We start from the raw sequence: 14,106 nt of genomic DNA on the forward strand, positions 1-14,106 counted from the left end.
GCGATGAGCAACGACGATCGTACCCAGTTCATGCCGACACCCGGTGGCCGTGGCGCGGACCCTTTCCGCCCGGACCCGGGACGGGGGCAACCGGCACCCTCGCCGGCGCCGCTGTCGATGCCGGCCGCGCCCGTCCTGACCGGCAAGGCCCAGGGCCTCAACCCGCTGGAAAGCGCCGCCGGCCCGCTGCTGGCGCTGTTGACGCGCCTGCGCAGCACCATCGCCCACCCGGCGCCGGCCAGTTTGCGTGCGCAGCTGCTCGCCTACCTTCGCCAGTTCGAAGAGCGCGCCGAGGCCGCCGGCGTGGTGCGCAACGAGGTGTTGCTGGCCCGCTACGCCTTGTGCACCGCGCTGGACGAAGCCGTGCTGAGCACGCCGTGGGGCGGTGCCAGCGACTGGGGCAAGCAGAGCTTGTTGATCACCGTGCACAACGAAGCCTGGGGCGGCGAAAAAGTCTTCCAGCTGCTGGAGCATTGCCTGCAAAGCCCTCGCGAGCGCTTGTACCTGCTGGAGCTTCTGTACCTGTGCATGTGCCTCGGATTCGAAGGCCGTTATCGGGTGATGAACGACGGCCGCAGCCAACTCGAAGCATTGCGTGAGCGCACCGCTGGCGTCATTCGCAGCGCGCGTGGCGACCACGAGCGCGAGCTGTCGCCGCATTGGCGTGGCGTCACCGTGGCTCGTGATCGCCTGGCGCAGTTCATGCCGCCGTGGATTGCCGTGGCCATCGGCGTGGCCCTGCTGCTGGCGCTGCTGTTCGGCCTGCGCATGAAGCTGGCCTCTGACGCCGAACCGGTGTTCAAGAACATTCATTTCCTGGGCGAGATCCCGGTGCAGACCATCGACCGTCCAGTGGTGCAGCCGAAGGTGATCGAGCGTCCACGCCTGGCCGGTTTCCTCGCCGATGAAATCAGGGCAGGGCGGATTGCCGTGGAAGACGCGGTGGACCGTTCCGTGGTGACGATCCGTGGCGATGAACTGTTCGCCTCGGGCAGCGCCAGCATCAAGGATGATTTCCAGCCGTTGATGCTGCGAATCGCTGACGCGGTGCGCAAGGTCAAGGGCCAGGTCCTGGTCACCGGCCACAGCGACAATCGTCCTATCGCCACGCTCCGGTTCCCGTCCAACTGGGCCTTGTCCGAAGCGCGGGCCAGGTCGGTGCTGGACATTCTTTCGGCCAAGACCGGCCAACCCGAGCGCTTCAGCGCCGAGGGTCGCAGCGACACCGAGCCGTTGGCTTCCAATGCCACGACCGAAGGGCGTGCGCGTAATCGTCGGGTTGAAATCACAGTGTTGGCGGAGGGGGTCGAGTGAAGGCGTTTTTCAGTTTTATGATCCGCTGGGTCATCCCGTTGCTGGGCCTGATCGCCCTGAGCCTGATCATCTGGTTCGTCGGCCCGCTGCTCGATTGGCTGGTTCCCGAAGGCCGCCGCTGGGCGCTGATCATCCTGGTGTTCGCGGTATGGATTGCCTACCGCGTGTTCCGCATCATCCAGGCCCGTCGGCAGGCCGCCGAAGTCATGCGCAGCCTGGCCGAGCAAACCCCTCCGGACCCGACCAGCGTCGCCACCGCCGAAGAACTCGAAACCCTGCGCCAGCGCATGGACGAAGCCTTGGCCTTGCTCAAGAAAGCCAAGCTGGGCGGCGACGAGCGTCGCAACCTTTATGAGTTGCCGTGGTACGTGATCATCGGTCCGCCGGGTTCGGGCAAGACCACCGCGCTGGTCAATTCCGGGCTGCATTTCCCGCTGGCCGCGCAACTGGGTGCCGGTTCGGTGCGTGGCGTGGGCGGCACGCGTAATTGCGATTGGTGGTTCACCGACCAGGCGGTTTTGCTCGACACCGCCGGCCGCTACACCACCCAGGACAGCGACGCGACGGTCGATAAGGCCGCGTGGCTGGGCTTCCTCGGCCTGCTGAAAAAACAACGGGCCCGACGCCCGATCGATGGCGCGTTCATCGCCATCAGCCTGTCGGACCTGTTGCTCGGCAGCGACGCCGAGCGCGCCGCCCACGCTGCGGCGATCCGCTTGCGCATCCAGGAGTTGTACAGCCAATTGGGCGTGCGTTTCCCGGTGTACCTGATGCTCACCAAGCTCGACCTGGTGCCCGGCTTCATGGAGTACTTCGACAACCTGAGCAAGGAGGAGCGCGCCCAGGTCTGGGGCATGACCTTCGCCCTGGATGACGGCAAGAGCAACGACAGCCCACTGGCGCATCTGCAAAGTGAGTTCACCCTGCTGGAGCAGCGCCTCAACGACCGCTTGGTCGAACGCCTGCAACAAGAGCGCGACCCGGCGCGGCGCGACTTGATCTACGGTTTCCCGCAGCAGTTCGGCGCGCTGAAGGATTGCCTGCAAAGCTTCCTCGACGGCGTATTCAAGCCCAACGCCTTTGAAGAGCGCGTGTTGCTGCGCGGTGTGTATTTCACCAGCGGTACCCAGGAGGGCAGCCCGATCGATCGCCTGATCGGCTCCATGGCCCAGAGCATGAACCTGGACCGCCAGCACCTGGCGCGCCAGACCGGCACCGGTCGCAGTTATTTCATCGAGAAGCTCTTCACCGCCGTGGCCTTCGCCGAGCGCGGGTTGGTAGGCGTCGACCCGAAAGTCGAGCGTCGGCGCAAATGGATCGCCCGCGGTGTGCTGGCCTCCACCGTCGTGCTGGTGCTGGTGGTCAGCACCTTGTGGTGGGTCAGCTATCGCGCCAATCAGGCCTACATTGCCCAGGTCGACCAAAAGGTCGCGCCACTGGGCCAGACCGTGCAGAACCTCAGCCCGGCACAGCGCGATGTGCTTGCAGTATTGCCGCTGCTCAACGCCGTGAAGCACCTGGCCGACGACGCTCCGGACTGGGCCGAAGGCCTGGGTTTGTATCAGGGCGACATGCTCGAAGCCGAGTCCGGCAGCGTCTATCGCAAGCTGTTGATTGCGGTGTTCGCGCCACGGCTGCTGACACGTATCGAAGAGCAGTTGCACAGCGGCGGCAATTCGGACTTCCTCTACGAAGGGCTGAAGGCCTACCTGATGCTTGCCGACAACGAGCATTACGACGCCGACTTCATCAAGGCCTGGATCGCCCTGGATTGGGATCGCAGCCTGCCGCGGGATTTGCCCGCCGAGCAGCGCCAGGCCCTGAGCGGGCATTTGCAGGCGCTGTTCGAACGGCGTCCGCCGACCGCGCGCCTGGACCCACGCCTGATCGAAGACTTGCGCCGCCAGTTGCAACAACTGCCGGTGGCGCAGCGCGTCTACGACCGCATCAAGCGCCAGAAGCTGCCTGAAGGCATCCCGGACTTCCGCATCAACGAAGCCGCCGGGCGCGATGCGGCGCTGGTGTTCAGCCGCAAGAGCGGCAAGCCGCTGGGCGAGCCGTTGAGCGGGTTCTTCACCGTCAAGGGCTACCGCCAGGGCTTCTTGCTCAGCAGCCTGAGCCAGACCGGCACCCTCGCCGAAGAGCAATGGGTGTTGGGTCATGAAGAGGCTGATCAACAAAACGTCGCCAGCCTGGCCGCCGACGTGCGTCGCCTGTATTTCCAGGACTACCAGCGCCAATGGGACGCCTTGCTGGCCGACATCGACTTCGTGCCGATCACCAGCGTGGCCCAGGCCGCCGATGTGCTGCGGGTGCTTTCCGGCCCGACCTCGCCGTTGAAAAAACTGTTGGTGGCGGTGGCGAAGGAAACCGATCTGCAACAGGACGAACGCTTGCTGGCCGCCCAAGGCGTGCCGGCGGGCGACGGTGTGGACAAGCTCAAGGAACGCCTGGGCAGCTTGCTCGGCCAGGAGCAGGCCACGCCAAACGCGCCGACGACCAGCGATGACCCGATCACCGCGCATTTTGCCGAGCTCAACAGCATCGTCAGCAAAAGCGAAGGCGAACCGGCGGCCATCGACGGCTTGCTGGCGGACATGAACGCCCTGTACGTGCAGGTCAGTGCCATGGTCGGCGCCAGCGGCGACGCCTTGCTCGGTGAAGCCAAGAACCAGGCATCGGCCGCCGCTACCCGCGTCAGCCTCAACGCCGAACGCCAGCCGCCGCTGGTGCAAGGGTTGGTCAAGTCGGTGGTCAACTCCACCACCAACACCATGATGGGTGGGGTGCGCAATCAACTGAATGCGGCGTGGACCAGCGAAGTGGTGAACATCTATCGCCAGTCCCTGGCCGGACGCTATCCGATGTCGCCAGGCAGCGCGCGGGACGCGACGCTGGATGACTTCGGCCAGTTCTTCGGCGTTGGCGGGGTGATGGACAACTACTTCCGCAAATACCTGCAACCCTACGTCGACACCTCGACCCAGACCTGGCGCTGGCAGCCGGGCGCGGCGCAGAAGCTCGGTATTTCTCCAGGCGTGCTGCAAACGTTCCAGCGCGCGGCGACCATTCGCGATGCGTTCTTCCGTTCCGGTGGCACCCAGCCGATGGTGCGTTTCGAACTCAAGCCGGTGGCGATGGACTCGACCATCACCCAGTTCCTGCTCGACCTCGACGGCCAGCAGTTGAGCTATGACCACGGCCCGAGCCGGCCGACCGCCATGCAGTGGCCGAACCCCGGCAGCATCGGCGTGGTGCGGATCTCGATCATGCCGCCGTCGTCCAGCGGTCGTTCCGGTATCACCCTGGACGGGCCATGGGCCTGGTTCCGCCTGCTGGAGCAATCGGACCTGACTGCCGGCAATTCTCCGGACCGCTTCAACCTGCGGCTGCGGGTCGATGGCGCCAGTGCTTCTTATGAGCTGCGGGCCAACAGCGCCTTCAACCCGTTCAAGAGCCGGGTGCTCAGTGGCTTCAGCCTGCCGGAGCGTCTATGAGTACACCGGGTTTCTATGGAAAGTTGGCCAGCCGCGGGGATTTCGTCAGCCGTGGCTTGCCGCAGAGCTTTATCGCCCCGTGGGATTCGTGGCTGGCGGCGGGTTTGCTCGCCAGCCAGACCAGCCTCGGCGAGCGCTGGCTGGATGCCTACCTGGTCAGTCCGCTGTGGCGCTTCATGGTCGCGCCCGGCGTGTGCGGACCGGACGCCGCCGTGGGTGTGGTGATGCCGAGCATCGACCGGGTCGGGCGCTATTTTCCGCTGTCCGTCGCGGTGTTGCTCGACCCGGAGGCGGACCCGGCCTCGGTGGTCGGTGGTGCGGACGATTGGTTCGAGCGGGTCGAGAATTTGCTGCTGAGCACGTTGAGCGTGGAGGCCAGTTTCGAGGCGTTCAACGAACAGCTGGAAACCCTCGGCAGCCCGATATGCCTGCCGCGCACGCCAAGCAGCCGCTTCGCCAGCCTGCATCGTTTCGATGCCACTGACCCGCAACGACGGATGAGCGCCCTGGCCGAGTCGGCCTGTGAAGGCGTCAGCCTGTGGTGGGGCCAGGGTTCGGAGCGCATCGCGCCCGGTTTGATGCGGTGCCAGGGATTGCCAGCCGCCGCCGATTTTGCGCAATTTTTGCTCGGCCAAGAAGGTGTTGTGTAGATGCGTCCAAGTGCTGGAAAAACCTTCAAGTCGGCAAGCAAGAGCCATGTCGGCATGGTCCGCCAGGTCAACGAAGATGCCTGCCTGGACCTGCCGGAAAACGGCCTGTGGGTGGTCGCCGACGGCATGGGCGGGCACGCGGCGGGCGACTACGTCAGCAGCCTGATCGTCGACAGCCTGCGCGGCATTGCCGTGGGTCGTTCTTTGGACGAATACGTCGCGGCGCTGCAAAGCGACCTGCTGCGGGTCAACGCCGCCGTGCGTGAAGAAACCGCCAACCGTGGCGTGACCATGATGGGCAGCACCGTGGTGGTGCTGGCCACCCGCGACTTGCGCGGCATGTGCCTGTGGGCCGGTGACAGCCGCTTGTATCGCCTGCGCAACGGCGTGCTCGACGGCATTTCCCGGGACCACAGCTACGTCCAGGATTTGCAGGACAGCGGCCTGCTCAGCGAAGCCGAGGCGCGGGTGCATCCACGGGCCAACATCGTCACCCGCGCCATTGGCGTCGAGGGGCAACTGAACCTGGCGATGACCGAGTTGCTGCTGGTACCTGGCGACAGCTACCTGTTGTGCAGCGACGGCTTGACCAAGACCGTCGAAGACGAAGAAATCCGCGAAGTGCTGAGCCACGACGAGCCCGGCGAAATTGCCAGCAGCCTGGTGTCCCTGGGCTTGATGCGCGGTGCGCCGGACAACATCACCGTGGTCGTTGTGAAGGTGCCGTCATGAGCTTGACCCTGAACATTGTCATCCCCGGCTACGACATTGAAGGGCCGATCGGCGAAGGCGCGATGGCCAGCGTGTACCTGGCGACCCAGCGTTCGCTGGAGCGCAAGGTGGCGTTGAAAGTCATGGCCGCCGCCCTGGCCGCCGACCCGACCTTCTGCGAGCGTTTTTTGCGCGAGGGCAAGACCCTGGCGCGTTTGTCGCATCCGCACACCGTCACCATCCATGACATCGGCAATGTCGGTGAGCTGTACTACATGGCGATGGAATACCTGCCCAACGGCACGCTCAAGGAACGCATCGCCGCGGGCCTGACGCCGGAGCAGGGCCTGACCTACATCCGCCAGATCGCCTCGGCCCTGGGTTATGCCCACGGTTTGGGGCTGGTGCACCGGGACGTCAAGCCGGCCAACATCCTCTTCCGCGCCGACGGCACGGCGGTGCTCTCGGACTTCGGCATCGCCAAGTCCCTGGATGACCGCACCCAATTCACCCAGGCCGGCTTTGCCGTCGGCACGCCCAGCTACATGAGCCCGGAACAGGCGCGCGGGCAGGATATCGATGGCCGCGCCGACCTGTATGCCCTGGGCGTGGTGCTCTACGAAATCCTCGTCGGCAAACTGCCGTACACTGGCAACGACGCACTCTCCACGGCCCTGGCGCACCTGACCGAGCCCTTGCCGGAATTGCCGGTGCACCACGGTCGCTATCAGGACGTGTTGCGCAAGTTGCTGGCGAAGGACCCGGCGGAGCGCTTCCCGGATGCGACGGCGTTGTTGCGGGCGTTGGATAACCTGCCTGAGGCATCGGTGCAAGCGACGCTGATCCGGCCGTTGTCGTTTGAACTGCCGGCCACGCCGCCTGCCGTGGACGACTTGGCGGGCCTGACGCCGATGTCCATCGACATTCCCAGCGGCCCGGCGCAACCGCAATCACAGCCACAACCCAAGCCTGTCCCGCCGCCGATCAAACCGACGCCGCACTCCACGGTCTCGGAGCAACGCAAAGGCCCGGTGTTCGCCCTCGCTGCCGTTGCGGTGGCGGTAGCCCTGGCGTTGGGTGGCGCGGGTTATTGGTGGTTGTCGGGTGATGACGCAAAAGCGACGAAGCCGCCCGTGGTTTCAACGCCTCCCGTCTACAAGACAGCCGAAAAAACACCTGAAGCGCCGCCGGCCAAACCTCCCGTGGCGCCACCGGTGACGCCGCCCGTGGCGCCCGAGGCCGACGGTGGCCAGCGCCCGCTGTTGATGGCCGGCAAGAAAACCCTGTTCCAGCGCGTGCTCAGCAAACCGGGGGCCAAGCTGGCCGCCGAACCGGGCGCCGCGCCGGGCAAGGCATTGCCGGCGTTTTCGGTGCTGTACGTCTACCAGCGCAAGGACGTCGACGGCGGCGCGTGGGTGCGGGTCGGCGCGGCCACCGACGGGCGCAGCGACGGCTGGCTGCCCGCCGCCCAGGTCAGCGATTGGAAGCAGAGCCTGGTGCTCAAGTTCACCGAGCGCTCCGGCCGTGCGCCGGTGATGTTCCTGCGCCAGCCCGGCGAAGTGGAGAAGCTGCTGGCGAACCCGTCAGCCGCCAAGAATGCGCTGCTCAAAGCCCAGCACAATCCCCAGGACAATCAGCAAGTGCTGGCCCTGGAGCCGGCCGCCAGCGCCGTACCGCAGAATCAGTTCTACCTGTTGCCGATCTTCGATTCCCGCGAAAGCTTCGACGATAACGGCCAGCCGGTGCAGTTGCTGAACGTGGCCTCCATCGACCCCGGCAGTGCGCAAAAAGCCGCGACCAACACGCCGATCACCGCCGCCAATGCCGATGCGTTCCGCACCGCCGTGGTGTTGGTGGTGGACACCACCGTGTCGATGCAGCCCTACATCGATCAGGTCCGCGACGTGGTGCATCAACTGCAAACCCGCATCGGCGAACGTGGCGAGTTGGACAGCGTCAGCTTCGCCATGGTGGGTTTTCGCAGCAGTACCAAGAAAACCCCGGGCCTGGAGTACACCGCCAAAACCTTGATCACCCTGGAACAGGGTCGCGACCCACAACGCTTCCTGGAAATGGCGCGGCAGGTCAAGGCCTCCACCGTGTCGAGTCATTCGTTCAACGAAGATGCGTTTGCCGGCGTCATGGAAGCGGTGGAGGGCATGGACTGGTCCGGTTACGGCGGCCGTTTGATCCTGCTGGTCACCGACGCCGGTGCGCTGCGCAAGAACGACCCGTTTGCCGCCACGCAAATGAACGAAGCCGAAGTGCGCCAGGCGGCGTTGGGCAAGCAGATCAAGATCTACGCCCTGCACCTGCTCAGCGACGCCGGCAAGAAAACCCATGCCGGCGCGCAGGTCCAGTACCGCACACTGACCGCCGACGCCAACCCGCAAATCGGTGACCTGTACATTCCGGTGCCGGGCGCCGATGTGCGCAAGTTCGGCGAACGCGTCGACGAGATCGGCTCGGTGTTCGCCGACCTCGTCCATCAAGTGCGCAGCAACAAGCCGCAGAGCGTACCGTTACTCAGCGCCGCGCCAAGCCTGGCCGACAAATCGGCAGCGGTCGGCTACGCGATGCACATGGATTTTCTCGGGCGCAAATCCGCCAGCCAGGCGCCGCAGCTGGTCAGCGCCTGGACCGCCGACCGCGACCTGACCAACCCGGCGCTGCCGGCGTTCCAGGTCTGCGTGATGCTCACCAAGCTGCAACTCAACGACCTGCAGCAGTCGCTGAAGCTGATCGTCGATGCGGCCCGCAAGACCCAGAGTTCGCCCAAGGATTTCTTCCAGGAAATCGCCAGCGCCAGCGCCTATATGAGCCGCGACCCATCGGCCTTGCGCAAGGGCGGCAACCTCGCCAACGGCGGAGTTCTCGGCGAGTACTTGGAGGGGCTGCCGTACCGCAGCAAATCGCTGAGCATGACCCAGGACTTGTGGCTGTCCTTGAGCGTGGCCGAGCAGGAAGACTTTATCGACGAGCTGGAATCGAAAATCCGCCTCTACGAAACCTTCCACAATGACCTCGCCAACTGGGTGCGCTTCGGCGATGCCGAGCCGGGCGATGCCTTGTACCGCGTTCCGTTGTCGACGCTGCCGTGATGCTGAACCTGAGCGCAGTGCACAAAAGCCGGGGCGCCGGCAGCCAGCGCTACAGCCTGGTGATTCCACGGCTGCAATTGCGCGGCGGTGAACATCTGGCGGTGGTCGGCCCTAGCGGGTGCGGCAAGAGCACGTTGCTCGATTTACTGGCATTGGTGCTGGCGCCGGATCAGGCCGCTCAGTTCGACTTCACCCCCGCCAGCGCGCCGCTGGACATCGCCAGATTGTGGCGTGCGTCGCAACAGGACACCTTGGCCGAGCTGCGCAGTCGTCACCTGGGTTATGTTCTGCAGGCCGGTGGCCTGTTGGGCTTCCTGGACGTACGCGGGAACATCGAGTTGTCGCGCAAACTGCTGGGTTTGAAGGATGACGGCAGCGTGAAGCGCCTGGCCGGACAATTGGACATTGCCGATCAACTGGACAAGAAACCGGCGGACCTTTCCGTCGGCCAGCGCCAGCGGGTCAGCTGCGCCCGTGCCTTGGCCCACGGGCCGCGCCTGCTGCTGGCGGATGAGCCGACCGCCGCGCTGGATCCGCTGAATGCCGAGCGTGTCATGCAACTGCTGGTGAGCCAGGCCCGCGAACACGGCGTGGCCTGCGTGGTCGCCACTCACGACGAGGCGCTGGCCCGCGCCAGCGGTTTGCAGGTGCGGCGTATCAGTTGCCGTCGCGACACGGACGGCGGCGTCACCGCCACACTCGGGGAGGCTTGCTGATGCGCGGCGCGCTGGTGGCTTCCCTGGCCTGGCAGGACTATCGCAACGACGCCTGGCTGTCGGCCTGTTCGGTGCTGGCGTTGGTGGCCGTGGTGGCGCCGTTGCTGGTGTTGTTCGGCCTCAAGTTCGGCCTGGTCAGTAGCTTGACCGAACGCTTGCAGAACGATCCGGCCACCCGGGAAATCATCCCGTTGGGCGGCGGTCGTTTCAGCGCCGGACTCGTCGAGCAGTTGGGGCAGCGCAGCGACGTCGCCTTCGCCTTGCCGCGCACCCGGCAGATCGCGGCCACGGCAGATTTGTCCACCGAGGCGACGGTCGTCACGGTCGAGATGATTCCAACGGCGGCGGGTGATCCTCTGTTCGATCAACGGCCGGTGCCTCAAGGCTTGGAACAAGTGGTGCTCAGCCAGACCGCCGCGGAAAAACTCGGGGCCAAGGCCGGCGATTGGTTGCAGGCCAGCTTCGGTCGGCAAGTGGCCGGCCGCAGCGAGGCGCAGCGTACCCGCGTGCAAGTGCTGCATGTGCTGCCACTGGAAGCCTTCGCCCGGGACGGCCTGTTTGCCCCGCTGGCATTGCTGGAGGCTGCCGAGGATTACCGCGACGGTCGCGCCGTGCCCGCGTTCGGCTGGCCGGGCGACGCGGTGGGAGAGGCCGGGCAGCGGGTCTATCCGGCGTTTCGCTTGTATGCCCGCAGCCTTGGCGATGTCGAGCCGCTGCGCCAGTATTTTGTTGGGCAGAACCTGCTGGTATCGACCCAGGCCCAGACCATCGCACAAGTGCAATCGTTGAGCCGCAATCTGTCGATCGTATTTTGGATCATCGCCGGGTTGGCCTTGGCTGGCGCGTTCGCGGCGATTTTTGCCGGTGCCCTCGCAGCAGTCGAACGCAAGCGCCGGGAGTTGTCGGTGTTGCGCCTGTTGGGTGTGTCCACGGCGGCGCTGTTGTTGTTCGTGGTGTTGCAGGCGCTCTACAGCGCCACGTTTGCCGCCCTGCTGAGTGCCGGCCTGTATGGCCTGGCACAGTCGGGCCTGAATCATTTATTTGCGCAGATGCCCGGCGAATACGCCAGCCATCTGCTGGTGCGTCACTACACCTTGGCCCTGGTGGCCGTGCTCGGCATCAGCGCCGTCGCGGCGGCCTGCGGTGGCTGGCGGGTGGCGCGCATCCAGGCGTCTGAAGGAATTCGCGATGTATAAGTTATTGGGCGCCGCCGTGGCGCTGAGCCTGGCCAGCCTGACATGGGCTGATGAGGCCACGGACAAGCTGGACAACCCCAAGCCATTGCCCGACGACGTCAGCCTGCCGCTGCCGTGCGAAGGGCAGATGGTGTTCCGCTACGTCTACATCCTCGCCCAGGGCACCCTGGACGACCGCGAGATCAGCCTCGGCTACCCGTTCAGCGAAGGCGAGGCGGGTTATCAGCAGTCGTTCATTTCCGGCTACCGGCGCGATTTCATCAACGGCCAGTTCACCCTCAAGGACTTGCCGAAGGATTGGAACAAGACCATCACGCCGTTGATGCCCAAGACCGACGCCAAGACGCCGCTCAAGCCGATGCTGTACTTCATCGGCAAATACGAAGTCACCGCCCGCCAGTACGCCCAGGTCATGGCCCAGGCGCAATCGCTGGCCAGCGGTGAGCCCGCGCCGGCCTGCGAGGCGCTGCTGGCCGAGCTGCCCCAAGGCATGGCCGGGCGGTTGCCCAAGGTGAAACTGTCGAAGTTCGAGGCCGAGCGTTTCTCGGCGGTGTACAGCGCCTGGCTGATGAAATACCACAAGGACTTGCTGCCAGTGAGCGGGCGCGGCAGCTCCGCGGAAGACGGCGGGTTGGGCTTCGTGCGCCTGCCTACCGAAGTGGAATGGGAGTTCGCCGCCCGTGGCGGCCACGCCGTCAGCCGCCAGGACCTGGAAGGACGCCTGTTCCCCCGGCGCCTGGAAGGCAGTGAAAGCGACGGACCGCTGGCCGATTGGGCGGTGTTCAACCAAGTCGCCGGCGGCACCGGCCAGGCAGCGCGGCTGATGCCCATCGGCACCAAATTGTCGAACCCGATTGGTTTGTTCGACGTGGTGGGTAACGCAGCCGAGATGGTCCAGGAATCCTTTCAATTGGTGCACGCCGGTCGCCGCCAGGGCGCCTATGGCGGCTTCGTGGTCAAGGGCGGCAATTACCTGGAAGGCGAGGGCACGCTGTTTACCGGCATGCGCCGCGAGTACCCGTTGTTCGCCGCCGATGGCACCGAGCAAAGCAACGAAACCACCGGGTTCCGCGTGGCCGTCGGTGCCTTGTCCGCACCGCGCTCGCGCTACAAGGAACTGTTTGCCCAATGGCAGAAAGAGGGGCGGCTCGCCTCACTGACCGACGCCATCGACGACGCCGACGACCCGACCAAGCGCCTGGACAGCATCATTGCCGCCAGCGCCGATCCGCGCTTGCAAGCCGAACTCGGGCTGGTCAACGAAGAACTCAAGCGCAACGTCTCGCTTATCGCCCAGCAGCGCGAGGAAGCGGCGGGCAACCTGATCCAGTCTTCGGCCCTGGTGGCCGAGACGATCAACAACTACAACATTCGCCTGACCAATTTGCAGAACAGTCGGCAGATCGCCTTGGACGCCAAGGATGAGGCCAGCGCCCAACTGTTTGCCACGGCCATCGACAACGGCCGTAGCGCGCTGGATGGCGCGGTGGCGATCTACATCGACAACCTGGCAACCGGCACGCGCTACACCGATGCCGTGATCCAGGCGCAGTTCCAGCGCATCAAGGAAGAATTGGAGCGCAAACCGGTACTGGGCAAGAGCCTGGTGGCGCGTGCAACGTTATTCGTTCGTCATGTCGGGGATTATCGTCAGCAAAAACGAGCCGACCCGGCGGCGATATTGAAGGAATTGCTCGCATCGAGCGCTCAGCGGTCTTGAGTGTTCGTTGTCAGCGAGCTTGGAAGGGACTCAGGCGGCGATAGCGCCGTGCTGAGCTGGTCAACACTTAAAAGAGAACACAACTATGCTTTTCTCCCGTAAACCTTTTGCTTCGGTTTCCAAGCGTCACTTGCTGATGGTCGCTGTCGGCTTCAGCACTGTACTGACCGGTTGCGCCACGTCGCCGACTTCCAAGGTCGCCTCGAGCACCAAGGTCGAGTACTACCCGAACTGCTACGAGCCGGTGCAGCACTTGCGTGCAACCGAAGGCAGCATGACCAAGTCGGTCGTCACCGGCGCAGCCGTTGGCGCTGTTGGCGGTGCACTGTTGGGCGCCCTGACCGCTGACAAGGAAGACCGTGGTCGCAACGCCGCCATCGGTGCTGCTGGCGGCGCACTGGCCGGCGGTGCAGCCGGTTACTACACCGAGCGCCAGAAGCAGATCGCCGATGACAACATGCGCATCGCCTCTTACGCTGCCGACGTCAGCAAAAGCGCTTCGGACATTGACCGCAGCACCGCCTACGCCAGGACCTCGCAGCAGTGCTACCAGAACGCGTTCAGCAAATTGGTTGCCGACCGCAAGGCCAAGACCGTCAATGACACTGAGGGCCGCAAGCGCCTGGCAGAAATCGTTGCTGGCCTGAAAGAGTCGAATGACCTGATCGTCGCGGTGAACGGCAAGGCGTCCGAAGACCTGAACAACTACACCCAGGCTTATGAGAAAGATCTGCAGCAAGTGGGTGTGCAGCGTACTGACGTGGTGACCGTAGCGACGGCTGACACTACCCAGGTTGTGGCTCAGACCACCAACAAGAAAAAGAAGATCGTACAGCCGGCGAAGAAGAAGGATTTGCCAACCGTTCCGAAAGAAGCGGTCGCTACTGAGAAGACCTTGCAGGACGCCAAGGCTAAGCAGGATCAAAGCAAGCAGATCGCCAATGCCGGCACCACTCAGGTGAACAGCATGTGCAAGAGCCCGGACCTGGGTGATTGGGCACCGGTGCCTTGCCCGAATGTTTGATTGAGAGCATATCCATTGCTGCGGTGATGGCGGCTGGCGGTTACGCCCTTACGGCGTGTCACTTTTGGCAGACGCCCCAAAAGTAACCAAAAGGTCTTGCCCCACCACTCGGCACCTCGCCTAGGCTCGGTGTGCCCGAACGCAGGCATTGCTCCGTGGGCCCGCCGCGAAGGACCA

Annotated in this window: 9 protein-coding genes; all 9 read left to right on the forward strand. The window is 64.7% G+C overall.

Annotation, left to right across the window (positions count from 1 at the left end):
* Positions 1 to 3 precede the first annotated feature (3 nt).
* Positions 4 to 1,314: a DotU family type VI secretion system protein gene (locus HU762_RS04765; RefSeq protein ID WP_186633623.1), complete on the forward strand. Its 1,311-nt coding sequence runs from the start codon at positions 4 to 6 to the stop codon at positions 1,312 to 1,314.
* On the forward strand, positions 1,311 to 4,811 hold the full coding sequence (tssM, locus tag HU762_RS04770) for a type VI secretion system membrane subunit TssM (protein WP_186633626.1): 3,501 nt from the start codon (positions 1,311 to 1,313) through the stop codon (positions 4,809 to 4,811). Before HU762_RS04765 ends, tssM begins: the two co-directional genes overlap by 4 nt.
* Positions 4,808 to 5,461, forward strand: a complete 654-nt coding sequence (gene tagF, locus HU762_RS04775) for a type VI secretion system-associated protein TagF (RefSeq protein WP_186633629.1) — start codon at positions 4,808 to 4,810, stop codon at positions 5,459 to 5,461. Before tssM ends, tagF begins: the two co-directional genes overlap by 4 nt.
* Positions 5,462 to 6,193: a protein phosphatase 2C domain-containing protein gene (locus HU762_RS04780; RefSeq protein ID WP_186633632.1), complete on the forward strand. Its 732-nt coding sequence runs from the start codon at positions 5,462 to 5,464 to the stop codon at positions 6,191 to 6,193.
* A complete protein-coding gene (locus HU762_RS04785; protein ID WP_186633635.1) occupies positions 6,190 to 9,273 on the forward strand; it encodes a serine/threonine-protein kinase in 3,084 nt (1,027 codons plus the stop codon). Before HU762_RS04780 ends, HU762_RS04785 begins: the two co-directional genes overlap by 4 nt.
* Positions 9,273 to 9,989, forward strand: coding sequence for an ABC transporter ATP-binding protein (locus tag HU762_RS04790; protein WP_186634427.1), 717 nt, complete (start codon positions 9,273 to 9,275; stop codon positions 9,987 to 9,989). Before HU762_RS04785 ends, HU762_RS04790 begins: the two co-directional genes overlap by 1 nt.
* Positions 9,989 to 11,185 carry an ABC transporter permease gene (locus HU762_RS04795; RefSeq protein WP_186633638.1) on the forward strand — a complete coding sequence of 399 codons (1,197 nt, stop codon included), beginning with the start codon at positions 9,989 to 9,991 and terminating at the stop codon, positions 11,183 to 11,185. The genes HU762_RS04790 and HU762_RS04795 overlap by 1 nt, the downstream gene beginning before the upstream one ends.
* On the forward strand, positions 11,163 to 12,905 hold the full coding sequence (locus HU762_RS04800; protein WP_186634424.1) for an SUMF1/EgtB/PvdO family nonheme iron enzyme: 1,743 nt from the start codon (positions 11,163 to 11,165) through the stop codon (positions 12,903 to 12,905). Before HU762_RS04795 ends, HU762_RS04800 begins: the two co-directional genes overlap by 23 nt.
* A gap of 85 nt (positions 12,906 to 12,990) precedes the next feature.
* Positions 12,991 to 13,929, forward strand: coding sequence for a type VI secretion system-associated lipoprotein TagQ (gene tagQ / locus HU762_RS04805; protein ID WP_186633641.1), 939 nt, complete (start codon positions 12,991 to 12,993; stop codon positions 13,927 to 13,929).
* The last annotated feature ends 177 nt before the right edge of the window (positions 13,930 to 14,106 follow it).

The organism is Pseudomonas sp. SWRI92, assembly GCF_014268685.1.
Lineage (GTDB): Bacteria > Pseudomonadota > Gammaproteobacteria > Pseudomonadales > Pseudomonadaceae > Aquipseudomonas > Aquipseudomonas marvdashtae.